This window comes from Umezawaea beigongshangensis, assembly GCF_016464305.1.
Classification (GTDB): Bacteria; Actinomycetota; Actinomycetes; order Mycobacteriales; family Pseudonocardiaceae; genus Umezawaea_A; species Umezawaea_A beigongshangensis.
This window is the reverse complement of record NZ_JAEIOJ010000003.1, coordinates 400,184-426,073: the sequence shown is the minus strand read 5'-3', so window position 1 is coordinate 426,073 and position 25,890 is coordinate 400,184. Positions and strand designations below refer to the sequence as shown.

The following is a 25,890-nucleotide window of genomic DNA, read 5'->3' as shown; positions in this document are numbered from 1 at the left end:
CGAGACAAGGCGGGACGAACTGAGGAGGACCTCTCACGTCGCTCGGCGGTTCGCACGGTCGGATCGATCACGTCCTCGGTGGCGCCCAGAGCGGGCCGGACCGGAACGGGGCGTCAACGAGCCTCTCCTCCACCGACCGTCGACGCCGACACGCGACGTCATCCCGGCTTGATCACAAAGACATACGCGACTGTAGGCCACAGGATTTAGTACGCCACCTTTTTCAGCCCTTAGGGAAAGAACCTTCCCGTTTCGTGTGACTTACCCCCGAAACGAGTGAAGCTGCGGTTACCGACGAGCAATAAGAATGCCAAAAAACCCTCGATCGAGAAGATCTAGTACGTCGAACGGCCGCGCGACGACACGGACCGCGACCACGAACCCCGCGCGGGATCGGATGTGTGCATTGTTCACTTTTTCCGGTGATCCAGGTCACCCTGGGCAACCGTCGGCAACTGTGCGTCCCCCGAATCGGCGACCCGTGGTTTCACCGGTTCGGAGATGCCTCCTGGGGTTGCGCAGCCCGCCGGTCAAGCGCATATTCGAACCAGAGCCGGTCGGCGGGTGCCACCCCAGAAGCGCCCCGCGGACCCGCCGGAAAGGATCAGGTGGTGCTGTGCGGAGAACTCATCGACGTGATGACGTGCCGTCGGCTGCACCTCCACGTCCGGAACGCTTCTGATCCGTTCCGCACGTGTTCGACGGGCAGCGGAGCAGGCTCCGGTGCGCGAGCACCATCGGTGTTGTGTCACGCGCACCGACGCTGTTGAACTCCTCCTCGGCTCCTCTCAGGAGTGAGCCGGACGAGTTCCGCGCCACCCGCTCACGACCACGATCACCACGGTCACGTGTTGGAAGCCTCGGTGCGGTGCCCTGCTCGGGCACCGCACCGAGGTCGTTCCGGCGTTATCGTTGTCCCGCTCCGGGGGGTTCCTGGCGGGAGGACGTGCAGTGCAGTTCAACGACAACGCCGAACTCGACACATCACAGGTCGCGGATCGACGAGGGTCCGGGGGCCGCGTCGCCCTCGGCGGCGGCGGCCTCGGCGTCGTGGGTCTCGTCATCTACTTCCTGTTCTCGCAGTTCGCCGGGGGCTCCCTGCCGGACACGGCCGGCTTCGGCGACGTGGGACAGGACCAGTCGATCAGCTCCGAGTCGCTGTCCCAGAAGTGCCGGACCGGCGCGGACGCCAACGCGAACGCCGACTGCCGGGCGGTCGCGGTCATCAACTCGGTCCAGGCGTTCTGGAAGGACCAGTTCGCGCGCTCCGGCACCACGTACCAGCTGGCGAAGACCAACTTCTTCAAGGGCGGCGTGCAGACCAGGTGCGGGAACGCGACCTCGGCCGTGGGCCCGTTCTACTGCCCGGCCGACGCGCAGGTCTACATCGACCTGAACTTCTTCCAGCAGTTGCAGAAGGACTTCGGCGCCACCGGTGGCCCGTTCGTGGAGTCCTACGTGCTGGCCCACGAGTACGGCCACCACGTGCAGAACCTGCTGGGCACCAACGAGCGCGTGGGCAACGAGACCGGTCCCGACTCCGGTTCGGTGCGTCTGGAGCTCCAGGCCGACTGCTACGCGGGGGCCTGGGCGAACCACGCCACGACCGTTCCGACGGCCAGCGGCCAGCCGCTCATCAGCGAGATCGACCAGGCCGACGTGACGGCCGCGCTGGACGCGGCGGGGCGCATCGGCGACGACTTCATCCAGTCCGAACTGGGCGGTGGCGCCGTCGACACGACGAAGTTCAGCCACGGCAGCTCCGAGCAGCGTCAGCGGTGGTTCACCACCGGTCTGGAGACCGGCGACCCGGCCCGCTGCGACACGTTCGGCACGAACGACCTCTGAGCGGGTGGGACGCGGGTCGCCGCACGCGGTGACCCGCGTCCCACCACCGTGCTGGACGGACGAGCGCCGCGCGCGGGAATCGCGGAAGCGCGACTTCGGACAACTGCTGGACCTCGCCGGTTCCACCCCGCAGTTGTTCACTGGATAGGGTGAATGAACGCAGGGACACCACGCCGGTGTCACCGGTGTGCGGGCACACTTCGTGCCACGTTCAGCGAACAGGACCACGCCATGCTCTCCAGTCACCGCCCGACGCTCGTGAACACGGCTCCGGTCCCCTTTCCCGCCATTGTCGGATTAATCCTCAGAACGTCGTCGCCGAACGTGCCGGAGTTCGCCGCACGAGAGAGCCGACGATGACGATTCCGTGGCCCGAGAACACCTTCATGTCGAAACTCGGCCTCGCGGAGGCGACCGCGCTGTTCTCCACGGGAACCGACCAGGAGTTCTCCGGGAGCAGCGAACTCTCCGTCCAGGGCGAACCGGCGTCCTCGGTCCTCGTCCTCGTCGAGGGGCACGTGAAGTCGGTGCGGGAGGCGCGCACCGGGAGTTCGTCGGCGGTGATCGGCATCAGCGGCCCCGGCGATCTGCTGGGGGTGGAGTCCGCCTTCCTGCACGGCACGTGGAACGCCTCGCACATCGCGCTCAGGACGGTCCGCGTGCGGGCGGTGCGGGCGTCCCGGCTGCTGGCGCTGGCCGAGCAGGACCCGCGGATCTCGACGGTCGTGAACTGGGCGCTCGCCACCCAGCTCCGTCTCCGGGACGCGGCGCTCGCCTACTCCACCCACGGCGTGCCGGTGCGGCTCGTGGCGCTGCTGAAGAAGCTCGACGAGCGCTACGGCGTCCCCTCGGAGGACGGCCGCGAGCTGGACATCGGTCTCACCCACGGCGACCTCGCCGCCGCGATCGGCGCGTCCACCCCCGCCGTCAGCACGTGCCTGCGGGACCTGGCGGAGCGGCACGTCGTGCGCACGAGCCACCGGAAGATCACCTTCCTGCGCCCGCTCCAGCTCGCGGCCTGACCGGCGGCGGGACCGGAGCCGTCCTCCGACGAGGGGCGGGCGACCGGGCCGCGGCGGAGCGGGTGGTCACCACGGGACGTTCACGCCATCCCACGAGGTGAAGGTGCCGGTCGGGCCGTCCGGTCCGAGACGGGCGACGCGCACCACCTCGCGGGCGGCGTCCTCGACCGACTCCGACGCGACGCAGACCGGTTGGAGGACCGAGTGGTGCGGGAGGGCCGGGTCGGCGCTGGTCGTCGACGAACCCGGCGCGCTGACGACACCGTCCCCGTCACCGTCCACGACGGACACCCGGAGGTGCTGGCGCGCATCGCCGGGTGCGAGGAACGGCGCGGGCCCGTCCGGGTGGACGGACCCGCGCCGGCGATCAGGACGTGGCCGCGTGCGAGTGGTGCTCGACGTGCAGACCGCGCGCCGTCGACGCGCGGACCTCGGCACGCTCCGCGCGCGGCGGGACGCCGTTGACGTCCTCGGTGCTCACCGCGTAGGACGCCGTCACGAAGGCGATGGCGTCGGCGTTGCGGTCCAGCGCCGTGCGGTCCAGGTTGCCCAGGTCGTCGCACGCCTGGTGGTAGCACGGGTCGTAGGCGACGCCCGCCGTCCCGCCCCACTTGGCGGCCTGCGCCTCGGTCTTGATCTCCTCGGCCCCGGTGAACAGGCCACCCGCGGGGATGCCGTTGGCGATGAACTCGCCGTAGTCGGAGCGGCCGGTGAAGTCCGAGCCCTCGGTCTGCACGCCCGTGGAGGCCAGGTAGTCGACGAACGCCTTCTCGATCTGGGCCGAGCCGTACGGGCCAGCGCCCGCGCCGACGCCGTCCGAGTCGTCGCCGTCGTAGACGAAGTAGGCCGCGTTCGGCGAGGCCACCATGTCGAAGTTGAGGTACAGCGCGATGTCGAGCTGCTGCTCGAACGACAGCGCCCGCACGTACTCCGTGGAGCCGATCAGGCCCAGCTCCTCCGCGCCCCACCACGCGAAGCGCACGGCGTTGTCGACCTTCGGGCGGCTGCCGAGCTGGAGAGCGGTCTCCAGCAGCGCGGCCGAGCCGGAGCCGTTGTCGTTGATGCCCGCCCCGGCCTCGACGCTGTCGAGGTGCGCACCGGCCATCACCACGTTGTCTCCGCGGCCGGTCCGCGTCTGCGCCAGGACGTTGCGCGCCACCCGCTCGTCGACGTGGAAGCGCAGGTCGACCGTCGTGGCCTGCCCGGCGAACGCGGCCAGCGCGGTGCCGTCCGCGCGGCTCACCCCGCCCGTGGGCACGACGCCGGGCTCTCCCAGCGTCACGCCGGACAGCGGGCCGTCGGCGTTGTTCGCCACGATCACTGCGACGGCCCCGGCCGCGGCGGCGTTGCGGTGCTTGACGTCGAACGTGCAGGCGCCGCGCCGGATCAGCGCGATCGAACCGGTGAAGTCCTGCCCGGTGAAGTCCGACGCCTCGCAGCCCGGCGTGGCGTCCTCCGGCACCACGCGCAGCGGGCCGGTCACCCCGCCGACCGGGGTCTGCGGGGAGAACTCCAGCGGGATGTTCTCCACGGTGACGCCGCCGACCGCGGCGAGAGCGGCGTCGGTGACCTGCACGGGATAGGTGAACTCGGGCGTCGTCACCTCGAAACCGGCGCCGCGGAGCGTGCCCGCGACGTGGTCGACGCTGGCGTCGAACCCCGGTGTGCCGACCGCGCGGGTTCCCCCGGTGCGGTCGGAGATCCGCTGGAGGGCGATGAGATGGCGGTTCACGCCGGTCGGCGTCACGCTCTTCGCGAGCTTCTCCGCGAGAGCGGGACCGGTCTTCGCCGCCGGTCCCGCCACTGCTGCCGGTCCGGTGACCAGCGCGACGGTGACACAGGCTGCGAACGCGGCGGCGGCGCCGCGTCCCACTGATGATCTGGCGGGCATGTGCACGCCCCCTTCGTCGGGTGCGCCGACTCTCGCCAGCCGAGCGGGCTCGCACAAGCCCTCACCCGGATGGTTGTCGCCCCGTGAGCAGGTGGAGACGCTCCGTGACCCCGGTGACGTGCGGCGTCCCGTCCGGCCGCGGTGCGCGCGGGACGAGGTTCGCGAACGGCCACGGGTGGTCCACCGGGCGGTGGTGCCCGCGCGGCACCGCCTCCGCGAGCGGTTTACGGTCGCAGACATGCGTGCGATCACGATTCGCGAACCCGGCGGCCCCGACGTGCTGGAGTGGACGGAGGCGCCCGATCCGGAGCCGGGACCGGGCGAGGTGCTGCTGGACGTCGCGGCGAGCGCCGTCAACCGCGCGGACCTGTTGCAGCGGCAGGGCCTCTACCCGCCGCCGAAGGGCGCGTCGGACGTGCCGGGCCTGGAGTGCTCCGGCACGATCGCCGCGCTCGGCGAGGGGGTGCGCGACTGGAGCGTCGGCGACGAGGTGTGCGCGCTGCTCGCCGGCGGCGGTTACGCGGAGCGCGTCGTGGTGCCCGCCGGGCAGCTCCTGCCGGTGCCGGAGGGCGTCGACCTCGTGACGGCCGCGTCGCTGCCGGAGGTCGCGTGCACGGTGTGGTCGAACGTGGTGATGCTCGCCGGGCTGGAGCGGGGCGACGTCCTCCTCGTGCACGGCGGCGCGGGCGGCATCGGCACCCACGCCGTCCAGGTCGGCGTGGCGCTGGGCGCGCGGGTCGCGACGACGGCCGGTTCGGCCGACCGGCTCGCGCGGTGCGCCGAGCTGGGCGCGGAGATCCTGGTGAACCACCGGGACGAGGACTTCGTCGAGAAGGTGCGCGCAGCGACCGACGGCCACGGCGCCGACGTCGTGCTCGACAACATGGGCGCCTCCTACCTGGCGCGCAACGTCGACGTGCTGGCGGCGGACGGGCACCTCGCCGTGATCGGGATGCAGGGCGGGCGCAAGGCCGAGCTGGACATCGGCAGGCTGCTCGCGAAGCGCGGTTCGGTCTCGGGCACCGGCCTGCGCGCCCGCCCGGTCGACGGCAGGGGCGGCAAGGCGGAGATCGTGCGGTCGGTGCGCGAGCGGCTGTGGCCACTGGTCGAGCGCGGCCTGGTGAAGCCGGTCGTACACGAGGTCGTGCCGGTGCGGGAGGCGGCGCGGGCGCACCGGCTCCTGGAGGAGGGCGGGGACGTGTTCGGCAAGGTCGTGCTGCGGGTGCGCTGAGCGGGGTGACCCGAGTCACTCCACGGGTGGGCAACCGGGTGCCGCCCCCGCCCCCCTGGGGGATCACCGAGATCGCCGCGAACCACGCGGCGTCCGGAAGTCACCCGTGGAGTTCTCGTGCGCACTCGACTCACGTTCGCGGCGGTCGCCGTCGCGCTCGGCGGTATCGCCGTCGCCGTCCCCGCCATCGCGTTCGCCGGAGGCGGGGACGCGCCGCGGCCCGTGCAGTCCCCGGCCGCCACGCCCGCGTCCTCGTCCCCGGTGGCCGAGCCCGCGTCCTCGTCCCCCGTGGCCGAGCCCGCGCAGTCGCACCCCCCGACCGCACCCGAGCAGTCGCACCCCACCGCCGCGCCCGCCTCCACGCCCCCGGAGGCCGTGCCAGCGCCGTCGTCCCCGGTGGCCGAACCAGCGCAGTCGCACCCCCCTACCGCGCCCGAGCAGTCGCACCCCGCCGCCGCGCCCGTGCCGTCCGTCGCCGAGGCGCAGAACTGACCACCCACCACGACGGGGTGCCGGTGCGCGGGCGCGCACCGGCGCTCCGCGCTGTCGCGGAGGACGCGCGGTGAGGACGCACACCGTCCCGGAGGAGGAGTTCCGCCTCTGCTTCGAGCAGCACGTGGACGCGGTCCGCAGGACGGCGTACCTGCTGTGCGGCGACCGGCACCGGGCCGAGGACCTGACGCAGTCGGCCTTCCTCAAGCTCTACCTGCGGTGGAACGACCTGGACGAGCGGGAGCAGCTCACCCGGTACCTCCGCCGGATCGTGACGCGCGCCTACCTCGCCGAGCGGCGCAGGCTGTGGTGGCGCAGGGAGCAGAGCACCGGCACCGACGCCGAGGTGCCCTCGGAGGGGCCGGGCGGCGAGGACCGGATCGTCGTCTGGGACGCGCTGGGCGCGCTGCCGCCGCGGCAGCGCGCGGTGCTCGTGCTGCGGTACTGGACGGACCTGGGCGTGCAGGAGACGGCCGAGGTGCTGGGCTGCTCGCCGGGCACCGTCAAGAGCCAGACGTCCAAGGGGCTGGCGACGTTGAAGCGGCGGCTGAACGGGCAGTTCTCGGAGCGTGCCGCGCCGAGCAGGAACCAGGAGGTGGTGTGACGTGGACCCGGCAGAACTGCGATCCGTGCTCGGGGACGTCGGCGACCGTCCCGCGCCACCGGGGTGGCTGACCGCCGACGCGGTCGTCCGGGCCGGGGAGCGGGTCCGCCGCCGGCGCAGGCACGCGGCCGTGGCGGCCAGCGGGGGCGCGAGCGCGCTGGCCGTGGTGCTCGCCGTGCTGGTGGGCGGTGCCGGAGCCGGTCAGGAGCCGGTCGGTCCCGCCGACTTCCCCGTCGTGCCGACGTCGTCCACGACGCCGGCACCCTCCCCCGTGCCGAGCGCCCCCGCGAGCCAGCCGCCCAGCAGCACGCCGGTCAGCAGCACACCGGTCAGCAGCGCGCCGGTCAGCAGCACGCCGGTCAGCAGCACGCCGGTCAGCAGCAGCGCCGTCGCGCCGGGCGCCGGCGCGTCCGGTTCGTCGGTGCGGCCGGAGGAGCCGTCCGCCGAGGCGCGGCCCGGCTGACCGGCGCTCAGGCCAGGGCGCTCGCGACCGCCAGGAGGGTCCGGTCGGCCAGCCGGAACCTCAGGCCGAACTCCTCGGACCACCGCGCCAGGACGGCCCGCTCGCCCGGCCGCCCGGCGTCGTCGGCCAGCACGGCCGCGCCGGGCGCCAGGACGCCGCGCAGCACCGGCAGCGCCGGGTAGCGCACCAGCTCACCGCCCGCGTCGCGCGAGACCGGGCCGTCCACCAGCAGCAGGTCCACCAGGCCGAAGCGCTCCACGTGCGCGGCCACCTCGTCGTGCACCAGCCGGGGCGCGTACCAGCGCAGAGCGCCCAGCGCGGCCGGGTGCTTCTCCAGGGGCGCGAACACGACGCGGGCGACGTGGCCCAGGCTCTCGCGGCGCAACTGGCTCGCCACGTACGCGGCCGTGCGCTCGTCGTGCTCGATCGACAGCAGGTGGCCGAAGCCCCGGCGGGCCAGCAGCCTGGCGATGATCACCGAGGACGAGCCGCAGCCGCACTCCACCAGCACCGTGCGCGACCCCACCACGATCTCGTCGACCACGGCCGCGAGCGCGGCGGGACGCAGCTCGTGCGCGGTGTTCGGCAGGTAGTCCGTCGTGAGCGGGGCGAGGCGCACCAGCGCGGCGAGGTCGGCCAGGTCGCGGGCCAGCGCGTCGTCCACGCCGCGGCTCATCCGAGTTCGGCGACCGCCCGCACGAGCTGGTCGGCCTCCGCGGCGTTCGTGTAGTGCGCGAGTCCCACCCGGACCGCGCCGCCGACCTCGCCCACTCCGAGCGCGGAGAACACGCCGTGCTGACCGGGATCGGCGAAGGCGCAGACCCCTCGGTCGGACAGGTGCTCGACCGCCTCGACCGCCTTCACCCCCGCGATCGTGAACGCCAGGGCCGGCACCCGGCGCATGGCGTCGCCGATCACCATGACGTGCCGCAGCGAGCGCAGCTCGTTGATGAGGTTGGCCAGCAGGCCCGCCTGGTACGCCTTCACCGAGCCGAGCGACCTGAGCACCCGCTCGCGGCGCGGGCCGAGGGCGGCGTCGTCCAGCCCGGCGAGGTAGTCCACGGACGCGACGAGCCCGGCGAGCAGCGGGTAGGCGTGCGGGCCGAGTTCGAGGCGCTCCGGCCCGCGGGCGCCGGGCTCCACCGCGAACGAGGGCAGCAGCTCCAGCATCGCCGGGTCGCGGAAGACCAGGGCGCCGACCGGCGGACCGCCCCAGGCGTTCGCGGACACGGCGACGACGTCGGCGTCCATCGAGGTGATGTCCAGCGGCACGAACGGCGCGGCGGAGGAGGCGTCGACCACGATCGTCGCCCCGTGCGCCCTGGCCGTCTCGGCGATCTTGCGCAGGTCCGGGCGGGTGCCCACGGTGCCGGACGCGGCGGTGACGGCGACGAGCTCGCAGCGATCGGTCACCAGCTCGTCGTACTGCCAGCTGGGCAGCTCGCACGTCTCGATGTCGACCTCGGCCCAGCGCACGACGCTGCCGGTCCGCTGGGCGGCGCGCTGCCAGGGGGCGATGTTGGCCGGGTGGTCGAGCCGGGACACGACGACCTCGTCCCCGAGGAACCAGCCGTCGGAGAACGCGTCGGCGAGGCGTTGCAGGAGCACGGCGGCGCTCGGGCCCAGCACGACACCGGCCGGATCGGCGCCGACCAGGTCGGCGACGGCTCTGCGGGCAGCGTCGACGATGGCCTCTGCCCGCTGCGAGGCCGGGAAGATCCCGCCGGGACCCGACACGGGAGCTCTCAGCGCGGTGGAGACGGCGGTGGCCACCTGCTCGGGGACCTGCATCCCGGCGGGAGCGTCCAGGTGCACCCAGCCGTCTCCGAGCGCCGGGAAGAGCCCTCTCACCCGTGCGACGTCGAACGCCATGGGCACACCGTACGGAGGACCCCGGGTCGGGTGAAAGCAGGGGAGGGCTGTCTTTCGACCCGGTGCGGCGTCCGCCGCCGGATCGCGTCAGGATGGAGGCATGAGCGACGCAGGAGAGCAGGAGCGGCACGTCGTGGTGGTCGGTCCGGACGGCACGCCGGTCGGCGCCGCCCGCATCCCCGCCGCCGACGGGGCCCAGGGCGGCCAGGACGTCACCGACCTCGTGGAACAGCCCGCGAAGGTGATGCGGATCGGCACGATGATCAAGCAACTCCTGGAGGAGGTGCGAGCGGCTCCTCTGGACGAGGCGAGCCGCAACAGGCTCAAGGAGATCCACCAGCGCTCGATCGAGGAGCTGGAGGACGGGCTCGCGCCGGAGCTGCGCGAGGAGCTGGAGCGACTGTCGCTGCCGTTCACGGCGGGTGACACCCCGTCGGACGCGGAGCTGCGCATCGCGCAGGCCCAGCTCGTCGGCTGGCTGGAGGGCCTGTTCCACGGCATCCAGACCGCGCTGTTCGCGCAGCAGATGGCGGCGCGGGCCCAGCTGGAGCAGATGCGCGGCCGCGCGCTGCCCGCCGGTTCCGGCGCGGCGGAGGCCCACGACGCCGGTCCTCACCTGCGCGGAACGGGAACGGGCCAGTACCTGTAGGCCCCGGCCGGGGCGGCGGCGCTGGCCGTCCCCCGGCGTTCGCGGGTTCCGGCGACCTGCGGTGACCGCACCGTGACCGCCCGGCGGGGAGTGGAGGGGAGTGCCGCCGGTACTCTCATTTCTCGTGCAACCCACGAGTACGGTCGACGGACCCGAGGCACCCCCTGCGCCAGACTCGCGCACCTTCGGACGCGCGGTCGGAGACGTCCGCGACGCGTGGCGTCATCGCGAGCTCTGGGGTCACCTGGGCTGGCAGGACATCAAGCAGCGCTACCGCCGTTCGGTCATCGGACCGCTGTGGATCACCATCTCCATGGGCACCACGGCGCTCGCCCTCGGACTGCTGTACTCGCAGCTGTTCAACCAGGAGATCGCCACGTTCCTGCCGTACGTGACGGCCGGGTTCGTGATCTGGAACTTCATCCTCGGGTGCATCACCGAGGGCACCGACGTCTTCATCGCCAACGAGGGGCTCATCAAGCACCTCCCGGCGCCGCTGACGGTGCACGTGCTGCGCCTGGTGTGGCGGCAGGTGCTGTTCTTCGCGCACAACCTCGTCGTCTACCTCATCGTGCTGGCGATCTTCTTCCCGTCGCTGACCGAGCCCTACCAGATGGCGGGCGAGAACGTCGTGCAGCCGGGCGTGAACTGGATGATCCTGCTGGCGATCCCGGCGTTCGCCCTGGTCGCGTTCAACGCCGTGTGGGTCGCCCTGCTGTTCGGCATCATCAGCAGCCGGTTCCGGGACATCCCCCCGGTCATCCACAGCTTCATCAACCTGATCTTCTTCATGACGCCGATCGTGTGGCACGTGGGCGTGCTGAACTCGGTGTCCGGCGGCAGCGGCGGGTGGCGGTCCTACATCGCCGAGTTCAACCCGCTGTTCCACTTCCTCGAGATCGTGCGCGCGCCGCTGCTGGGCCACCAGCAGCAGTGGCACCACTGGGTCGTCGTCGCCGGGTTCACCGTCGTGGGGTGGACACTGGCACTCGTGGTCCTGCGCAACTACCGTGCACGCATTTCCTACTGGGTCTGAGTGAGGCCGCGACAAACTATGGTCAGCATCGACGTCTGGAACGCCTCGGTCGACTTCCCGATCTTCGACGCCAAGTCGAGGTCGCTGAAGAAGCTCGCCCTCGGCAAGGTCGGCGGCAAGATCGGCTCCGAGGGCAGGGTGCCGATCATCGAGGCCCTGCACGACATCAACATCTCCCTCAAGGAGGGCGACCGGGTCGGTCTCGTGGGGCACAACGGCGCGGGCAAGTCCACGCTGCTGCGCCTGCTCGCCGGCATCTACGAACCCACGCGCGGCAGCCAGCGCATCCAGGGCAAGGTCGCGCCGGTCTTCGACCTCGGCGTCGGCATGGACCCGGAGATCTCGGGCTACGAGAACATCATGATCCGGGGCCTGTTCCTCGGCATGACCCGCAAGCAGATGGAGAAGCGGGTCGACGACATCGCGGAGTTCACCGAACTCGGCGACTACCTGTCGATGCCGCTGCGCACCTACTCCACCGGCATGCGGGTGCGGCTCGCGCTGGGCGTCGTGACGTCCATCGACCCGGAGATCCTGCTGCTCGACGAGGGCATCGGCGCCGTCGACGCGGCGTTCATGGCCAAGGCGCGGGACCGGCTCAAGGACCTGGTCAGGCGCTCCGGCCTGCTGGTCTTCGCCAACCACTCCGACGAGACGCTGATCGAGTTCTGCGACTCGGCGATCTGGATGGACGAGGGTCACGTCAAGCAGCAGGGCCCGCTGCGCGAGGTGCTGTCCGCGTACAAGGGGCACGACCCGTTCGAGTACCTCAGCCCGGAGACGCGGCAACGGCTCGGACTCGACAACGAACCCATCCTGAGCGCGAACGGCGGCGAGTAGAACGTGATCGACGCACTGCCCAAGGGCTCCGTGGTCGCCGTCGTCGTGACCCGGCACCGGCGCGAGCTGCTCGCCCAGTCACTCAAGGTGCTGGCGTCGCAGACGCGCGTCCCGGACCACCTCGTGGTGGTCGACAACGGTCCCGATCAGCCCGTCGGGGACCTCGTCGAGCAGTGCCCGATCCCGTCCACCTACCTGGCGTCGCACCGCAACCTGGGCGGCGCGGGCGGCTTCGCCCTGGGGATGCTGCACGCCCTGACGCTGGGCGCCGAGTGGCTGTGGCTGGCCGACGACGACGGCCGTCCCGCGGACGAGCACGTGCTGCGGACCCTGCTGGACACCGCGGAGCAGCGCAACCTCGCCGCGGTGTCCCCGGTGGTCGCGAACATCGACCACCCGGACAAGCTCGCGTTCCCGCTGCGCCGCGGCCTGACGTGGAAGCGGGGGACCGACGAGCTCGGTCAGGACTTCCTGCCCGGCATCGCGTCGCTGTTCAACGGCGCCCTGTTCCGCGCGTCCACGGTCGACGTCATCGGCGTGCCGGACTACCGGTTGTTCTTCCGCGGCGACGAGGTGGAGATCCACCGCAGGCTGGTCCGCACGGGCGTGCCGTTCGGCACGTCGCTCAAGGCCACCTACCTGCACCCGGACGGCTCCGACGAGTTCAAGCCGATGCTCGGCGGGCGCTTCCACGCGCAGGACCCGGAGAACCAGGTCAAGCGGTACTACACCTACCGCAACCGCGGTTACCTGCTGTCGCAGCCCGGAATGCGCAAGCTGGGGCTGCTGGAGGTCTTCCGGTTCGGCCTGTACTTCCTCGGCGTGCGCAAGGACCCGAAGGCGTTCGCCGAGTGGTTCAAGCTCGTGCTCCAGGGCCGCGCGGAGAAGTTCTTCCGCAAGCGCTGAACGGTCGGCGGCTCCGCGTTGCGCTCGACGCGGAATCGCTGACCGCGAACCCGCCTTGCCGGGCCGGGTGGCGGCTGGTGCGCTGGGGACATGACTCCAGCGCGCAGAGCCCTCGTGCTCCACCTCACCGCCAACCCGGCCCCGTTCACGATCGAGATCACGCCGGAGACGGCCGACGAACTGGGTCCCCGGCTGGTCCAGATCGTCCGCAACGGCCACACCCAGAGCGTCGTCGGCGCCAACGGCGACGAGTTCGCCGTGAACTTCCTCCACGTCGTGGCAGCCCACGTGGAGTCGATCCCCCAGAACGCGCGCCACCACGGCACGGTCGTGAAGGACCGCGCCTGAGTCACGAACGCTCCACTCACCGTGCCCGAACGCTCCACTCGTGGTGCCCGAACGCTCAACTCGCGGGTGGAGCGTCCGGAAACGGGCGAGGCCGCCCCCGCCTGGTGGCGGGGGCGGCCTCGGGGCCGGGGAGAACGGTCAGCTGTTCTCGAAGACCTTGCGCCAGGACTCCACGCTCGTCAGCTCCGGCATGGCGTCGCGGTACACGCGCTTCATCCGCGGCCACTCCTGGCCCAGGCGGCGGTAGTTGCGCAGCACGCGCGCCATGAGCTGGCGGAACTCCTGCGGGTCGCGCTTGCGGAACGCGACGCCGCTGCCGTCGGCGTTGGACACGGTGGCGCTGTCCAGGTTGCCGAGCAGGAACCAGCGCGCGTTGGTCGCGGGCACGTTGATCTGCGGACGACGGGTCGTCGCGTCCAGCGGCGCGCGCAGGTTGTGCAGCAGGGCCTTAGACGCCTTGGCCGCGATCACGGCGGGGTTCACCGGCGGCTTCAGCATCTGCTCGGCGCGCACCATGTCGAACGTGGGCGGCGGGAACTCCCGCGCCGACGGCAGGACCTGCGCGTCGCTGTACGCCTTGCGCAGCTCCCGGATCTCCGGCAGCGCCGTGCGCAGCGAGCCGAACAGCTTCGACGGGCCGGCCAGGAAGTCCTCGATGGCCTTCTGCTGGAGCACGACCGTCGAGTACTCCATGGACAGCAGGTGCCGCAGCGACAGCTTCAGGCCCTGCTTCACCAGCGTGGAGCGCACGTCGTACGGGCTGTGCAGGGCGGCCATCACCAGGCGGTTGCGGGTGTGGAAGTACGCCTGCCAGTCCGTCGCGTCGTTCTTGTCGGTCCACGGCATGTGCCACACGGCCGAGCCGGGCAGCGACACCGTCGGGTAGCCCAGCTCCAGGGCGCGCAGCGAGTACTCCGCGTCGTCCCACTTGATGAACAGCGGCAGCGGGTAGCCGGTGCGCTGCACGATCTCGCGCGGGAACAGGCACATCCACCAGCCGTTGTAGGTGGCGTCGATGCGCTTGTGCAGCTTCTCGGTGTCCCTCAGCGACTCCTCGCCGAAGTCGTGGTCGGTGACCGCACCGGGCGCGGCACGCCAGAAGCACGTGCCGAGGTCGACGACCTCGCCCATGCTGTGCAGGCGGGCGCGGGCCTGGAGGTTCAGCATGTGGCTGCCGACGATGACCGGCTGCGCGGCGGCGCGGGCGAACGCGTTGGAGCGCAGGACGGCGTCCGGCTCCAGCCGGATGTCGTCGTCCATGAGCATGATCTGGGCGACGTCGGTGTGCTCGATCGCCTCGTACAGACCGCGGGTGAAGCCGCCGGAGCCGCCGAGGTTCTCCTGCTCGATGACCTCCAGCTTGTCGCCGAGGAGCTTCACGGCCTCGGCGTAGCCCTCGGTGTCGCGCACCTTCTGGCTGCCCTGGTCGGCCACGAAGACCTTCTGCACGACGGCCAGGACCTGCGGGTCCTCACCGAGCGCGCGCAGCGCGATGACCGCGTCCACCGGGCGCATGGTCGTCATGGCGATGGCGACCTTCTGCTCCGGCAGGGGCGTGTCGGTCGTCCAGGCCGCTTCCTTGATCTCGAACGTGGAGTCGTCGGTGAAGACGTCGAACCAGATCCAGCCGCCGTCCTCGAACGGCGCGAGGCTGACGCGCAGCTCCAGGTTGGTCCACGTCTTCGGGCTGCGGACCGGGTGGCCCTCCAGGTGCACCGTGTCGCCGCTGGGCTTCGAGCGGTACACGTCGATGCGCCCGGCGCCGCGGACGGTCAGGCGCAGCACGACCTCGTCGACGGTCGTCCAGCGCTTCCAGTAGCTCGCCGGGAAGGCGTTGAAGTAGGAGGCGAAGGACACCCGCGCCGAGTGCGGCACGGTCACGGAGCGGCGACCGGCGACGTGGCTGTGCACGCCGTCCGGCTCGTCCAGGTAGAGCGGGCGAACGTCGAGCGGGTCCTCGTCCCTGGGCAGGATGACCCGCTGCAGGACCTGGTCGGGGTTGATCCCCGCTGCCCGACCGGCCACGCGGACGGAGGTCACGTCGGTGACCTTGCTGTCCGCGGCGGTCTCGGTCTTGGGGGCTGCGGCGCTGGCGGGCTTGGCCTGCTCGGTCACGTGCTTCCTCCGGCGAACCGCTGGTCTGCGGCTCGGGTCAGATGTCAACGTTCGTGGGGTCGCGGCGTCCACTGCTGGAGCCGCCGGCGAACGCCCCGGTGTGCGTAGAACCGGGATGGCGGCGCCAAGCGACCATAGTACCCACGATCGGGCGGCGCTCTGCTCGGGTGCTCGGAGTGGACGATTCGTAGCAGAACGCGACCGCCCGGCCGGAGCAGTGCGTCCGGCCGGGCGGTGGTGGAGCGGTCTGACCTCAGTCGATGCTGCCGTCGAGGGCCTTGCCCTCGGTCAGGTGAGGAGCGATCTTGTTGTCGAACACGCTCAGTGCCGAACCGATGGCCATGTGCATGTCGAGGTACTTGTAGGTGCCGAGGCGTCCGCCGAAGAGCACGTTGCGCTCGGCGGCCTCCGTCTTGGCCAGCTCGCGGTACCGCTCCAGCTTGGCGCGGTCCTCGGCCGTGTTGATCGGGTAGTACGGCTCGTCGTCCTTCTCCGCGGACCTGGAGAACTCGCGGACGACGACCGTCTTGTCCGCGGGGTACTCGCGCTCGGGGTGGAAGTGCCGGAACTCGTGGATGCGGGTGTAGGGGACGTCCGCGTCGTTGTAGTTCATGACCGGCGTGCCCTGGAAGTCGCCCGTGGGGAGGACCTCCTGCTCGAAGTCGAGCGTGCGCCAGCCGAGCCAGCCCTCGGAGTAGTCGAAGTAGCGGTCGACCGGGCCCGTGTAGACGATCGGCGTGCCCGCCGGGATCTCGTCCTTCACGTCGAAGAAGTCCGTGTTGAGCCGGACGTCGACGTTCGGGTGGTCGGCCATCTTCTCCAGCCACGCGGTGTAGCCGTCGACCGGCAGGCCCTCGTAGGTGTCGTTGAAGTACCGGTTGTCGAAGTTGTAGCGGACCGGGAGGCGGCTGATGACCGCGGCCGGCAGCTCCTTCGGGTCGGTCTGCCACTGCTTCGCCGTGTAGTCCTTCACGAACGCCTCGTAGAGGGGACGGCCGATCAGCGAGATCGCCTTCTCCTCCAGGTTCCGCGCGTCCTTGGAGTCGAACTCGGCGGCCTGCTCGGCGACCCACGCCCGCGCCTCGTCCGGGGAGAGGTAGCGGCCGACGAACTGGGAGATCAGGCCCAGGCCCATCGGGAACTGGTAGGCCTGGCCGTCGTGCATCGCGAACACGCGGTGCTGGTAGCCGGTGAACTCGGTGAACTGGTTCACGTAGTCCCACACCCGCTTGTTCGAGGTGTGGAACAGGTGCGCGCCGTAGCGGTGCACCTCGATGCCGGTCTCCGGCTCGGCCTCCGAGTAGGCGTTGCCGCCGATGTGCTCGCGCCGCTCCAGCACCAGGACCCGCTTGTCGAGCTGGGTAGCTGTGCGCTCGGCGACGGTCAGACCGAAGAATCCGGATCCGACGACGATCAGGTCATAGTCAGCGAAGTTCACGGCGGCTCACGCTACCCGGCCGGGGGACACCGATCGGAACTGCCCCGACCGTCGATTTCGCCACCACGCCAGCGCTCCGAGGGCGACGGCGCCGACCAGACCGACCAGGGCGGCGACGATGCCCGGCAGGAACCCCGGCGGGGTCCACTCCAGGGTGATGTCGCCGCTGGTGACGTCCTCCGGGACCTCCACGACCAGCAGACCGGCCGGCCCCGTGCTGATCGGGAGCTCGCGCCCGCCGACGTGCGCGGTGTAGCCGGGCCAGTTGAGCCGGGCGAAGGTGAACGTCGCCGCGCCCCCGCCGGACGACGTGAAGCGCACCGTCTCCGAGGTGTCGCCGTCGGAGACGTCCGAGACGACCTCGACGCCCCCGGACACGGCCCCCAGGCGGCCGTCGGGCCACTGCCGGGGCTCGGTCCTGGTGAGGACCGTGACGTCGTCGTCGCGCTCCCGCACGGCCCAGCCGGGCTCCGGCTGCGGGTCGTCGACCATGCCGCGCTGCACGACCACCGTGTCCAGCCGCATCATGTCGGCCAGCGTGGTGCCGGCCGCGTCGCGGGGGGACCACAGGTTGCGGTAGCCGGCGGGGCAGGACTCGCCGATGAACGTCATGCAGAACGTCTCGGAGAAGTCCCGGAAGCCCATGCCGGTGTAGGCCTGCACGGAGTTGACGCCCGCCGGGCGGTAGGCGCTGCCGAACAGCACGTCGCGCCACGCGCCGTCCGGGCTCAGGCCGCCCTGGTGCGCCGCGGCCAGGGGGAGCGACGCGAACTGCATCGTCGTGCCCCGGTAGCGCTCGTCGACGTTGGCCCGCAGCTCCTGCACGGAGTGCGGGAAGTAGTACGGGTTGACGTTGAAGTTGCCGCTGAAGACCGAGGTCTGGAGCAGCAGGACGAGCGCCGTGCCGAGGTGCAGGCCCAGCGCCGCCCGCGTGTGGCCGTGCCGCACCGCCCGCACGACCAGCGCGGTCAGCGCGGCGGTCACCAGCAGGGCCAGCGCGTGCCACTTGCCGAACTGCGGCGCCGCGGACCACGAGAGGTAGGCGCCGAGCACCAGCAGGACGCCGCTGACCGCCGCCCGCTGCCGCAGCCGGTCGCGGTGGAGGCCCGCCGAGAGCACGACGGCGAGCAGGATCGCGACCCCGAGGTAGAACGCCTCCACGAGCCGCAGCGGCCAGCGGAACATCCACAGCTGCGACGGACTGACCGTGAGCAGGAAGTACGCGACGATCACGACGCCGACGCCGGTCAGCTCGCGCCAGCGCTCGCGCAGGACCTGCCAGCGCAGGAACGGCACCAGCGGCAGCACGAACCACGCGAAGTAGGTCGCGGGGACGGTCAGGCCGCTGCGGGCGCTCCAGTTGAGCACCTGGGGCAGGTACGTGGGAGAGCTCAGGTTGAGCAGGTCGCCCACCCCGGGGACGAGCATCCCGTCGTTCCAGATGCCCTGTCCGGTGCGCCAGGTGACCGAGGAGCTGCCGAGCAGCGCCAGGTACACCAGCGGCACGGTGGCGCCGATGCACAGGCCCACGAGGACGAGCTGCCGCAGCGCGGGCCACTCCCGGCGCAGGCCGACCTCGACCAGCAGCGCGAACAGCACGATGCAGACGCCGAGGGTGCCGTAGGGGTTGCCGGTGGTGATGGTGAGCGCGCCGATCAGGAAGACCCAGATCGGGTTGAGCCGGCCGCGGGCCATCTTGCGGGCCGACCACCACACGTGCGGCACGAGCGCGAACGACATCAGTCCGGCGGCCCACACGCTGGTGTCGAAGTAGAGGGTGAAGCCGCTGAACGGCAGCGCCACCGCGAACACCGACGAGGCCCAGCGGGCGGCGCCGTGCTCGCGGCACGTCAGGTACACGCCGAGCGCCAGGACGACCAGGAACTCGATCTTGACGAGGGTGGCGGCGACGGCCAGGTCCGGCAGCACGGACACCAGCACGTAGTTCGCCACGTAGAGCGGGTTGTAGAGGCCGAAGAGGGCCTCGGCGGCGTAGTTGCCGCCCATCCAGGCGTCCACGTCGAGGTACGGCGGCCACTCGCCGGACCTGATCAGCTCACCGAGGTGGTACCAGGTCGGCATGAACTGGGCCGCGCTGTCGTCCCAGTAGTAGAAGATGCGGTTGTTGACCAGCGGGATCAGCGCCAGGACGACGACGAGTCCCGTGGTCAGCAGCGGCCAGCCCCAGCGGGCGCGGCCGCCCCGCGGCGTCCGGGCGGCCTCGTCGTCGCCGACGTGCGGCTCCGGGGTCGCGGCTCGATCGCGGACGACGCTCACCGGACGGTCTCCTGCGGCTCGGCGGGCTCCTCGGCGGGGACGGGCGAGAAGCCGCCCCTGCCGTGGAAGATGAACTGGGCGACGACGAACGTGATCGGCACGGCGACGGCCGCGGCGACCAGCGGCGCGACGGTCTCGTTCATGTGCAGCAGTTCGACCAGCAGCCACAGGCCGACCGACGTGATGACGAAGTTCGACGCGGCGGACAGCGGGAAGAGGAAGAACGTCTTCCAGCTGGGCTTCACGCGGAACGTGAAGTAGCAGCTCAGGAAGTACGAGCCGATCATGCTGAGCACGAAGGCCAGCACGTGCGCGGCGAAGTAGGGCAGGACCCGGCCGAGCAGGAGGTAGAACCCGTAGTACGTCAGCGTGTTGACGACGCCGACCAGGGCGAAGCGGACGATGCGACCGAAGTTCACAACCGGGCCCGGTCGTCGTCGGCGGCGGACGCGGGCTGGCCGTCGTGCCCGTTGCGGGCGACGACCGCGTCCCGCACGCGCAGCTCGTTCTCCAGGTCGGGACCGAGGGCCACGGTGACCGGGGTCTCGGCGACGCTGGCCTCCTTGAGCAGGAAGTGCGGCCGGCGCTTGGTCTCGTAGTAGATGCGGCCGAGGTACTCGCCGAGCACGCCGAGGAACAGCAGCTGGAGCCCGCCGATGCCGAGGATGCTCGACACGAGGGTCACGTAGCCGGGCACGCCGTTGCCGCGCACGATCGCGTCCACCAGGACGAAGATCGTGTAGGCGAACGCGAAGAACGTCACGAAGCCGCCGAGGTAGATGGCGATGCGCAGCGGCTGGCTGTTGAACGAGATGACGCCGTCGATGCCGTAGTTCAGGAGGCTGCGGAAGGACCACTTGCTGGCGCCCTCCTGCCGCGTCACGTTCTCGTAGTCGATGACGGCGGTGTCGAAGCCGATCCAGGAGAACAGGCCCTTGGAGAAGCGGTTGTACTCTCCGAGCGACAGCAGCGCGCGCACGGCGCGGCGGCTCAGCACGCGGAAGTCGCCGACACCGTCCTCCAGCTGCACGTCGACGAGCCGGTTGATGATCTTGTAGTACGACTTCGAGATGAACGACCGGACACCGCTGTCACCCTTGCGGGTGCGGCGGGCGACCACCTGGTCGTAGCCCTGGTCGAGCATCGGGAGCATCTTGGCGAGCAGCTCCGGCGGGTGCTGGAGGTCTGCGTCGAGGATCGCCACGGCGTCGCCCTCGGCCTGGCTCAGGCCGGCCAGCATGGCCGACTCCTTGCCGAAGTTCCGGCTCAGCGCGAGGTAGCGGAAGCGCGGGTCCTCGGAGGAGATGCGGCGCATCACCTCCAGGGTGCGGTCCTTGCTGCCGTCGTCGACGAGGAGCACCTCGAACTGAGGAGTGATCTCGCTCAGCTCTTTGACCAGGGCTTCCTTCAGGCGGTCCAGCCCCTGCTCCTCGTTGAAGCAGGGGATCACCACGGAAAGCATGAAGCCTCCTGTGTTGTGCACCTGTGCAGCGTCGCGAAGGACGCCGAGATGCAGATGCAGACTCTCGGACGTGGCACGCTAGCACGCACCTCCGGCCGTCTGAGCTGCGGCGGGAGGTCACCCCCCGTACAATCACCGCGCCTCGGACCGCAGGTGCGCACACCGTCGCCGTGATCCGAAGATACTCCCAGGCGAGGCGGCTGTTTCACCGAGCCGGTCAGCCGCGAGCCGTGAGGGAGAACTCCGGCAGCACCTCGGCGGCGACCTGTTCCAGCACCGACTCGCGCCCCGCGTACACGCCGTCGGCGCGCGGCCAGTGCGTGACGACGTCGGTGAAGCCGAGTTCGCGGGAGCGGCTCACGGCGTCGCGGAACGCCTCTGCGCTGGACAGGGAGAAGACCGGGGCGGAGTCCAGCATCAGGTAGCGGTCGACCGTCGAGCGCTCGCGCTCGATCGACGCCAGCGTCTCGTCGAAGCGCCCGGCGAGCCGCGCGACACCGCGCCACCACTCCTCGTGGTCCTCGGTCTCCACGCCGGTGGTCACCCATCCGGTGCCGTAGCGCGCGGCGACGTCCATCGCCTTCGGGCCGTTCGCGGCGACGACGAACGGGATGCGGGGGCGCTGCACGCAGCCGGGCGCGCTGCGGGCGTCCACGGCGGCGAAGTGCTCCCCGCGCCACGTGGTGCGCTCGCGGGTGAGCAGCAGGTCCAGCAGCTCGACGAACTCGCCGAACCGCGCCGTGCGGTCCTTCGGCGCCGGCGGCTGCCCGCCCAGCACGAGGGTGTCGTACCCGGCGCCACCGGCTCCCACGCCGAGGGTCAGCCGCCCGTCGGAGATGTCGTCCAGTGTCATCAGCTCACGCGCGAAGGGCACGGGGTGGCGGAAGTTGGGCGAGGCCACGAACGTGCCGAGGCGGATGCGCGTGGTGACCGTCGCGGCGGCCGTCAGCGTCGGCACGGCGCCGAACCACGGGCCGTCGACCAGCGTGCGCCAGCCGAGGTGGTCGTAGGTCCAGGCGTGGTCGAAGCCGAACTCCTCCGCCGCTCGCCACTTGGGTTCGGCCGCCCACCAGCGGTCCTCCGGCAGAATGGTGATCCCGATGCGCACTTCCGCACAGTAACGAGCGCGCCCCCGGTGTTCACCCCCGCCAGGCAAGATGGAGGGGTGGAAGCACCTCGGCTCGTAGCCTCTGACGTTGACGGAACCCTGCTCGGCCTCGGCCCTCTGGTGAGCGAGCGCACGGCCGCGGCCGTGGCGCGGGTGCGGGAGTCGGGCACCCCGTTCGTGCTCGTGACCGGGCGGCCACCGCGCTGGGTGCCGGACGTGGCCCGCAGCGCGGGGCACGACGGGCTGGCGGTGTGCGCGAACGGCGCCGTGCTCTACGACGTGGGCGCGGACCGGGTGCTGTGGCAGCGCTGCCTGGAGCCGGTGCAGCTGTCGGACCTCGCCGACGCGGCGGACTCGGCCCTGCCCGGCTCGGCGCTGGCCGCCGAGCGGGTGGGCGCGACGGCGTTCGACGACGACGTGCGCCAGTTCGTCGCCGAGAACAGCTACCAGCACCCGTGGGCCGGCAGCGACCAGGTGGACGTCTCGCGCGCCGAGGTGCTGGGCCACCCGGCGGTGAAGCTGCTGGTCGAGCACGGCGAGATGACCAGCGGGCAGATGGCCGAGGCGCTGGAGGCGGTGCTGGGGGACGCGTTCGCGGTGACGTTCTCCACCGACTCGGGGATGGTGGAGATCTCCGCGGCCGGCGTCACCAAGGCGACCGGACTGGCGGACGTGGCGCAGCGGTACGGCGTGCGGGCGGACGACGTGGTGGCGTTCGGCGACATGCCCAACGACGTGCCGATGCTGCGCTGGGCCGGACACGGCGTGGCCATGTCCGGCGGTCACCCGGAGGCGCTGGCCGCAGCCGACGAGGTCACCGCGCCCAGCACGGAGGACGGCGTGGCCCTCGTGCTGGAGCGCTGGTTCTAACCTTCACTCGTTCGGGTTAACCCGAACGAGTGTTCAGTTCGTGGTGCTGGTGATGCGCACCGAGTCGGTGCTGACGACACCGGCGGAGGCGACAGGGGCCACAGCCAGGATCGCGAGGGTGGACGCGGCAGCGGTGGCCACCGTGAAACGGACGATGCTCGCGAAACTCATCTACCTGCTCCTGTCACCCTGCGAGGTTGGTCCGACCAGTATGCCGCCCCGCTTCGGCCATCAGGGTGACGGATCGGACACGACTCACCAACGGTGAGTGGACGCCGCTTCAGGTCGTACGCTGCGAGACCGGACCTGGGTGCGGGGGTGGCGCGTGCGGCACGTCGTGGTGATCGGTGGCGGGATCGTGGGTCTGGCGGTGGCCCGCGAGGTGGCGCGGCGCGGCGACGCGGTCACGGTGCTGGAGAAGGAGTCGCGCTGGGCCGCCCACCAGACCGGCCGCAACAGCAACGTCGTGCACGCGGGGCTCTACTACGCGCCCGGCTCGCTGAAGGCCCGCATGTCCATCGCGGGCAACGCCTCGATGGTCGCGTTCGCCCGCGAGCACGGCGTGCCCGTCGACGTGTGCGGCAAGCTCGTCGTGGCCACCTCCGCGGGCGAACTGCCCCGGCTGGACGCGCTCGCGCGGCGCGCGGAGGCCAACGGCGTCCCGGCCGAGCGGATCTCGGCCGAGCAGGCGCGCGAGCACGAACCCGAGGTCGCGGCCGTCGGCGCGCTGCACGTGCGCAGCACCGCGGTCGTCGACTACCGCGCGGTGTGCGCCGCGCTGATCCGCCTGCTCGGCGAGCACGGAGCCGACCTGCGGCTGGACAGCCCCGCCCTCGCGATCCGCCGGTCACCGGCCGGCACCGGCATCGAGGTCGCCACACCGCGGGGCGTCGTCCGGGCGGACGCGCTGATCAACTGCGCCGGTCTGCACAGCGACCGCGTGGCGCGACTGGCCGGACTCGTCCCGGCCGCGACGATCGTGCCGTTCCGCGGCGAGTACTTCGAACTGCGCCCCGACCGGCGCCACCTCGTCCGGGGCCTGATCTACCCCGTGCCCGACCCGGCGCTGCCGTTCCTCGGCGTGCACCTGACCCGGATGCTCGACGGCAGCGTCCACGCCGGGCCGAACGCCGTGCTCGCGCTGCGCCGCGAGGGCTACCGCTGGCGCGACGTGTCCGCCCGCGACCTGGCCGAGGTGGCGCGCTTCCCCGGCTCGTGGCGGCTGGCCCGCCGCTTCGCCCGCACCGGCGCGGAGGAGGTGCTGCGCTCGTTCTCCCGCAAGCGCTTCGCCGCCGGCCTCGCCCGGCTCGTGCCCGCCGTGCGCGAGGAGGACCTGGTGCGCGCCGACTCCGGGGTCCGCGCGCAGGCGATGCTGCGCGACGGCAGCCTCGTCGACGACTTCCTGATCCAGTCCGCCGAGAACCAGGTGCACGTGCTGAACGCGCCGTCACCGGCCGCGACGAGCGCGCTGGAGATCGCCCGCCACGTGGTGTCGCTGGTCTGACCCGTCCCCTCAGGAACGCGGGACGAACACCTCGGTCCCCACGAACGGGACGAGCGCCTCCGGCACGCGCACCGAGCCGTCGGCCTGCTGGTGGTTCTCCAGGATCGCGACGATCCACCGCGTCGTGGCCAGGGTGCCGTTCAGGGTCGCGGCGATCTGCGGCTTGCCGTTCTCGTCGCGGTAGCGGATGTTCAGCCGCCGCGCCTGGAACGTCGTGCAGTTCGACGTCGAGGTCAGCTCCCGGTACGCCGCTTGCGTGGGCACCCACGCCTCGCAGTCGAACTTGCGCGCCGCGGACGTCCCGAGGTCGCCCGCCGCCGTGTCGATCACCCGGTAGGGCACCTCGATCTTGGCGAGCATCTCCTCCTCCCAGGCGAGGAGGCGCAGGTGCTCGGCCTCCGCGTCCTCCGGGCGGACGTAGGAGAACATCTCGACCTTGTTGAACTGGTGCACGCGGATGATGCCGCGGGTGTCCCTGCCGTACGACCCGGCCTCGCGGCGGTAGCAGGACGACCAGCCCGCGTAGCGGCGCGCGTGCTCCGCGCCCAGGTCCACGATCTCGTCGGCGTGGTACCCGGCCAGCGGCACCTCCGACGTGCCCACCAGGTACAGGTCGTCGTCGCGCAGCCGGTAGATCTCGTCGGCGTGCGCGCCCAGGAAGCCCGTGCCCGCCATGATCTCCGGACGCACCAGCGTCGGCGTGATCATCAGGGTGAACCCGGCCGCGGTCGCCTGCGCGGCGGCCATGTTCAGCAGCGCCAGCTCCAGCTGCGCCCCCACACCGGTGAGGAAGTAGAAGCGCGACCCGCCGACCTTCGCGCCGCGCTCCACGTCGATCGCGCCCAGCCGCGTGCCCAGGTCGAGGTGGTCCAGCGGCTCGAAGTCGAACTCGCGCGGCGTCCCGACGTGCTTGACGACGACGTAGTCGTCCTCGCCACCGGCTGGCGCGTCCGGGTGCACCACGTTCGGCACGGCCCGGTGCAGCTCGGTCAGCTCGGCGTCGGCGGCGTGCTGCTCCGCCTCCGCGGCCTTGACCTCGGCGGCCAGCTCCTTGCCCCGGACGAGCAGCGCCTCGCGCTCCTCGCCGCGCGCCCGGCCGACCTGCTTGCCGAACGCCTTCTGCTCACCGCGCAGGGTGTCGGCGCGGGAGACGGCGGAACGGCGGCGCTCGTCCGCGGCGAGCAGGGCGTCGACCACGGAGGAGTCCTCGCCCCGCGCCCTCTGCGACGCACGGACGGCTTCCGGGTTCTCGCGCACTGCCTTGAGGTCGATCACGACTGATCAGGGTAGGCCACCCGCTCCGGGACCGGCACGCCGGAGGGGCCGCCACCGCGAACGGCGACGGCCCCTCCACGAGCGGGGTGACCCGGTCTAGCTGATGGCGACGGCCACCACGAGACCCAGGGCGATGTGCGCGGCGGCCACGACGACGCTGGCCGGAGCGAACTTCTCCGACTCGATCAGCGGACCGATGTCCAGCCGCGTCACCCACTCCAGCAGCCGCACCGCCAGCACCTGCACCACGATCCCGACGAACCCGAAGATCAGCGCGCTGAGCAGGCCCTCGTCCAGCCGGCCGGCCGAGCTGTAGATCGCCACGACCACGATCAGCGCCATGCTGAACAGACCGGCCGCGGTCACGATGACGGCGTTCGGCGCACCCGTGCGGACGAGCACGGACAGCTTGCCCGGCGTCGTCCAGTCGATGGCGTAGAAACCGACGACCATGAGCAGGAGCCCCACGACGGCGTACAGCGCGATCGCACCGACGCCCCTGCCGATCGCGGCCCCGAAGCCGGGTTCCAGTGCGATGGTGGTGATGTTCACCAGTGCCCTCCAAGGGGGATCAGAGCCGTGAGGATCTTGCCTGACAACGGGTGCGGGGGACGGGACCGGCCGGAACGCCGGGCGTCG

26 protein-coding genes are annotated in these 25,890 nt (G+C 71.5%); 13 read left to right on the top strand and 13 right to left on the bottom strand.

Going from position 1 to position 25,890, the window contains the following annotated elements; translation table 11 throughout:
- The first annotated feature begins 951 nt into the window (after window positions 1-951).
- Complete coding sequence (gene ypfJ / locus IMZ35_RS10200; protein ID WP_199440730.1) at window positions 952-1,848, top strand: KPN_02809 family neutral zinc metallopeptidase; 897 nt, start codon at window positions 952-954, stop codon at window positions 1,846-1,848.
- A gap of 356 nt (window positions 1,849-2,204) precedes the next feature.
- Window positions 2,205-2,870: a Crp/Fnr family transcriptional regulator gene (locus IMZ35_RS10195; RefSeq protein ID WP_199440729.1), complete on the top strand. Its 666-nt coding sequence runs from the start codon at window positions 2,205-2,207 to the stop codon at window positions 2,868-2,870.
- 66 nt (window positions 2,871-2,936) lie between these two features.
- Here IMZ35_RS10195 and IMZ35_RS10190 read toward each other — a convergent pair whose 3' ends face one another.
- Both IMZ35_RS10190 and IMZ35_RS10185 read right to left on the bottom strand, forming a co-directional pair.
- Entirely contained in the window at window positions 2,937-3,161 is a 225-nt protein-coding gene (locus IMZ35_RS10190; protein WP_199440728.1) for a hypothetical protein, read from the bottom strand.
- Between the two features lie 76 nt (window positions 3,162-3,237).
- On the bottom strand, window positions 3,238-4,761 hold the full coding sequence (locus tag IMZ35_RS10185) for a M28 family metallopeptidase (protein ID WP_199440727.1): 1,524 nt from the start codon (window positions 4,759-4,761) through the stop codon (window positions 3,238-3,240).
- Between the two features lie 238 nt (window positions 4,762-4,999).
- Here IMZ35_RS10185 and IMZ35_RS10180 point away from each other — a divergent pair, with 238 nt between their 5' ends.
- From IMZ35_RS10180 to IMZ35_RS10165, 4 genes are all read left to right on the top strand, one after another.
- Entirely contained in the window at window positions 5,000-5,992 is a 993-nt protein-coding gene (locus IMZ35_RS10180) for an NAD(P)H-quinone oxidoreductase (protein ID WP_199440726.1), read from the top strand.
- A gap of 117 nt (window positions 5,993-6,109) precedes the next feature.
- Window positions 6,110-6,484, top strand: a complete 375-nt coding sequence (locus IMZ35_RS31700; RefSeq protein WP_199440725.1) for a hypothetical protein — start codon at window positions 6,110-6,112, stop codon at window positions 6,482-6,484.
- 70 nt (window positions 6,485-6,554) lie between these two features.
- Window positions 6,555-7,088 (top strand): SigE family RNA polymerase sigma factor, encoded by a 534-nt coding sequence (locus IMZ35_RS31695; protein ID WP_199440724.1) that lies wholly within the window; start codon window positions 6,555-6,557, stop codon window positions 7,086-7,088.
- Window position 7,089: 1 nt separating this feature from the next.
- Window positions 7,090-7,551: a hypothetical protein gene (locus tag IMZ35_RS10165; protein ID WP_199440723.1), complete on the top strand. Its 462-nt coding sequence runs from the start codon at window positions 7,090-7,092 to the stop codon at window positions 7,549-7,551.
- Window positions 7,552-7,558: 7 nt separating this feature from the next.
- Here IMZ35_RS10165 and IMZ35_RS10160 read toward each other — a convergent pair whose 3' ends face one another.
- Window positions 7,559-8,215 (bottom strand): class I SAM-dependent methyltransferase, encoded by a 657-nt coding sequence (locus IMZ35_RS10160; protein WP_307867896.1) that lies wholly within the window; start codon window positions 8,213-8,215, stop codon window positions 7,559-7,561.
- Window positions 8,216-8,223: 8 nt separating this feature from the next.
- Window positions 8,224-9,423 (bottom strand): cysteine desulfurase-like protein, encoded by a 1,200-nt coding sequence (locus IMZ35_RS10155; protein ID WP_199440721.1) that lies wholly within the window; start codon window positions 9,421-9,423, stop codon window positions 8,224-8,226.
- 100 nt (window positions 9,424-9,523) lie between these two features.
- Between IMZ35_RS10155 and IMZ35_RS10150 the strand changes: the two genes are divergently transcribed.
- The 5 genes from IMZ35_RS10150 to IMZ35_RS10130 all read left to right on the top strand — a co-directional run bounded on the left by IMZ35_RS10150 (window position 9,524) and on the right by IMZ35_RS10130 (window position 13,202).
- Window positions 9,524-10,072, top strand: a complete 549-nt coding sequence (locus tag IMZ35_RS10150) for a bacterial proteasome activator family protein (RefSeq protein ID WP_199440720.1) — start codon at window positions 9,524-9,526, stop codon at window positions 10,070-10,072.
- Window positions 10,073-10,196: 124 nt separating this feature from the next.
- Window positions 10,197-11,108 (top strand): galactan export ABC transporter permease subunit Wzm/RfbD, encoded by a 912-nt coding sequence (wzm, locus tag IMZ35_RS10145; protein ID WP_199440719.1) that lies wholly within the window; start codon window positions 10,197-10,199, stop codon window positions 11,106-11,108.
- 18 nt (window positions 11,109-11,126) lie between these two features.
- Window positions 11,127-11,948, top strand: coding sequence for a galactan export ABC transporter ATP-binding subunit Wzt/RfbE (gene wzt / locus IMZ35_RS10140; RefSeq protein ID WP_199440718.1), 822 nt, complete (start codon window positions 11,127-11,129; stop codon window positions 11,946-11,948).
- Window positions 11,949-11,954: 6 nt separating this feature from the next.
- Window positions 11,955-12,854 carry a galactofuranosyltransferase GlfT1 gene (gene glfT1 / locus IMZ35_RS10135; protein WP_199441011.1) on the top strand — a complete coding sequence of 300 codons (900 nt, stop codon included), beginning with the start codon at window positions 11,955-11,957 and terminating at the stop codon, window positions 12,852-12,854.
- 90 nt (window positions 12,855-12,944) lie between these two features.
- On the top strand, window positions 12,945-13,202 hold the full coding sequence (locus tag IMZ35_RS10130; protein WP_199440717.1) for a hypothetical protein: 258 nt from the start codon (window positions 12,945-12,947) through the stop codon (window positions 13,200-13,202).
- A 138-nt stretch (window positions 13,203-13,340) separates the two neighbouring features.
- On the opposite strand, the gene IMZ35_RS10125 is transcribed toward IMZ35_RS10130, so the two are convergent.
- The 6 genes from IMZ35_RS10125 to IMZ35_RS10100 form a co-directional block, all read right to left on the bottom strand.
- Entirely contained in the window at window positions 13,341-15,317 is a 1,977-nt protein-coding gene (locus IMZ35_RS10125) for a glycosyltransferase (RefSeq protein ID WP_307867895.1), read from the bottom strand.
- 253 nt (window positions 15,318-15,570) lie between these two features.
- Window positions 15,571-16,755 (bottom strand): UDP-galactopyranose mutase, encoded by a 1,185-nt coding sequence (gene glf, locus IMZ35_RS10120; protein WP_199440716.1) that lies wholly within the window; start codon window positions 16,753-16,755, stop codon window positions 15,571-15,573.
- A 6-nt stretch (window positions 16,756-16,761) separates the two neighbouring features.
- Complete coding sequence (locus IMZ35_RS10115; protein ID WP_199440715.1) at window positions 16,762-19,032, bottom strand: putative glycosyltransferase family protein; 2,271 nt, start codon at window positions 19,030-19,032, stop codon at window positions 16,762-16,764.
- Window positions 19,029-19,451, bottom strand: coding sequence for a GtrA family protein (locus IMZ35_RS10110; protein ID WP_199440714.1), 423 nt, complete (start codon window positions 19,449-19,451; stop codon window positions 19,029-19,031). The genes IMZ35_RS10115 and IMZ35_RS10110 overlap by 4 nt, the downstream gene beginning before the upstream one ends.
- Window positions 19,448-20,494, bottom strand: coding sequence for a glycosyltransferase family 2 protein (locus IMZ35_RS10105; RefSeq protein ID WP_199440713.1), 1,047 nt, complete (start codon window positions 20,492-20,494; stop codon window positions 19,448-19,450). The genes IMZ35_RS10110 and IMZ35_RS10105 overlap by 4 nt, the downstream gene beginning before the upstream one ends.
- 217 nt (window positions 20,495-20,711) lie before the next feature.
- Window positions 20,712-21,602, bottom strand: a complete 891-nt coding sequence (locus IMZ35_RS10100) for an LLM class flavin-dependent oxidoreductase (RefSeq protein ID WP_199440712.1) — start codon at window positions 21,600-21,602, stop codon at window positions 20,712-20,714.
- A gap of 57 nt (window positions 21,603-21,659) precedes the next feature.
- Here IMZ35_RS10100 and IMZ35_RS10095 point away from each other — a divergent pair, with 57 nt between their 5' ends.
- On the top strand, window positions 21,660-22,472 hold the full coding sequence (locus IMZ35_RS10095; protein WP_199440711.1) for an HAD family hydrolase: 813 nt from the start codon (window positions 21,660-21,662) through the stop codon (window positions 22,470-22,472).
- Window positions 22,473-22,505: 33 nt separating this feature from the next.
- Here the strand turns inward: IMZ35_RS10095 and IMZ35_RS10090 are convergent, their stop codons facing one another.
- A complete protein-coding gene (locus tag IMZ35_RS10090; protein ID WP_199440710.1) occupies window positions 22,506-22,643 on the bottom strand; it encodes a hypothetical protein in 138 nt (45 codons plus the stop codon).
- Between the two features lie 154 nt (window positions 22,644-22,797).
- Between IMZ35_RS10090 and lhgD the strand changes: the two genes are divergently transcribed.
- Window positions 22,798-23,976: an L-2-hydroxyglutarate dehydrogenase gene (lhgD, locus tag IMZ35_RS10085; protein WP_199440709.1), complete on the top strand. Its 1,179-nt coding sequence runs from the start codon at window positions 22,798-22,800 to the stop codon at window positions 23,974-23,976.
- A gap of 9 nt (window positions 23,977-23,985) precedes the next feature.
- Here lhgD and serS read toward each other — a convergent pair whose 3' ends face one another.
- Both serS and IMZ35_RS10075 read right to left on the bottom strand, forming a co-directional pair.
- Window positions 23,986-25,251 (bottom strand): serine--tRNA ligase, encoded by a 1,266-nt coding sequence (serS, locus tag IMZ35_RS10080; RefSeq protein WP_199440708.1) that lies wholly within the window; start codon window positions 25,249-25,251, stop codon window positions 23,986-23,988.
- A 96-nt stretch (window positions 25,252-25,347) separates the two neighbouring features.
- Window positions 25,348-25,803, bottom strand: coding sequence for a DUF350 domain-containing protein (locus IMZ35_RS10075; protein WP_199440707.1), 456 nt, complete (start codon window positions 25,801-25,803; stop codon window positions 25,348-25,350).
- Window positions 25,804-25,890: the final 87 nt, after the last annotated feature.

Excerpts from the sequence above, each read along its gene's own strand:
- wzt (WP_199440718.1), top strand. The coding sequence starts at position 11,127 with ATGGTCAGCATCGACGTCTGGAACGCCTCGGTCGACTTCCCGATCTTC.
- IMZ35_RS10180 (WP_199440726.1), top strand. The coding sequence starts at position 5,000 with ATGCGTGCGATCACGATTCGCGAACCCGGCGGCCCCGACGTGCTGGAG.
- IMZ35_RS10195 (WP_199440729.1), top strand. The coding sequence starts at position 2,205 with ATGACGATTCCGTGGCCCGAGAACACCTTCATGTCGAAACTCGGCCTC.
- IMZ35_RS10185 (WP_199440727.1), bottom strand. The coding sequence starts at position 4,761 with ATGCCCGCCAGATCATCAGTGGGACGCGGCGCCGCCGCCGCGTTCGCA.
- IMZ35_RS10155 (WP_199440721.1), bottom strand. The coding sequence starts at position 9,423 with ATGGCGTTCGACGTCGCACGGGTGAGAGGGCTCTTCCCGGCGCTCGGA.
- IMZ35_RS10090 (WP_199440710.1), bottom strand. The coding sequence starts at position 22,643 with ATGAGTTTCGCGAGCATCGTCCGTTTCACGGTGGCCACCGCTGCCGCG.
- IMZ35_RS10150 (WP_199440720.1), top strand. The coding sequence starts at position 9,524 with ATGAGCGACGCAGGAGAGCAGGAGCGGCACGTCGTGGTGGTCGGTCCG.
- IMZ35_RS10105 (WP_199440713.1), bottom strand. The coding sequence starts at position 20,494 with ATGCTTTCCGTGGTGATCCCCTGCTTCAACGAGGAGCAGGGGCTGGAC.
- IMZ35_RS10130 (WP_199440717.1), top strand. The coding sequence starts at position 12,945 with ATGACTCCAGCGCGCAGAGCCCTCGTGCTCCACCTCACCGCCAACCCG.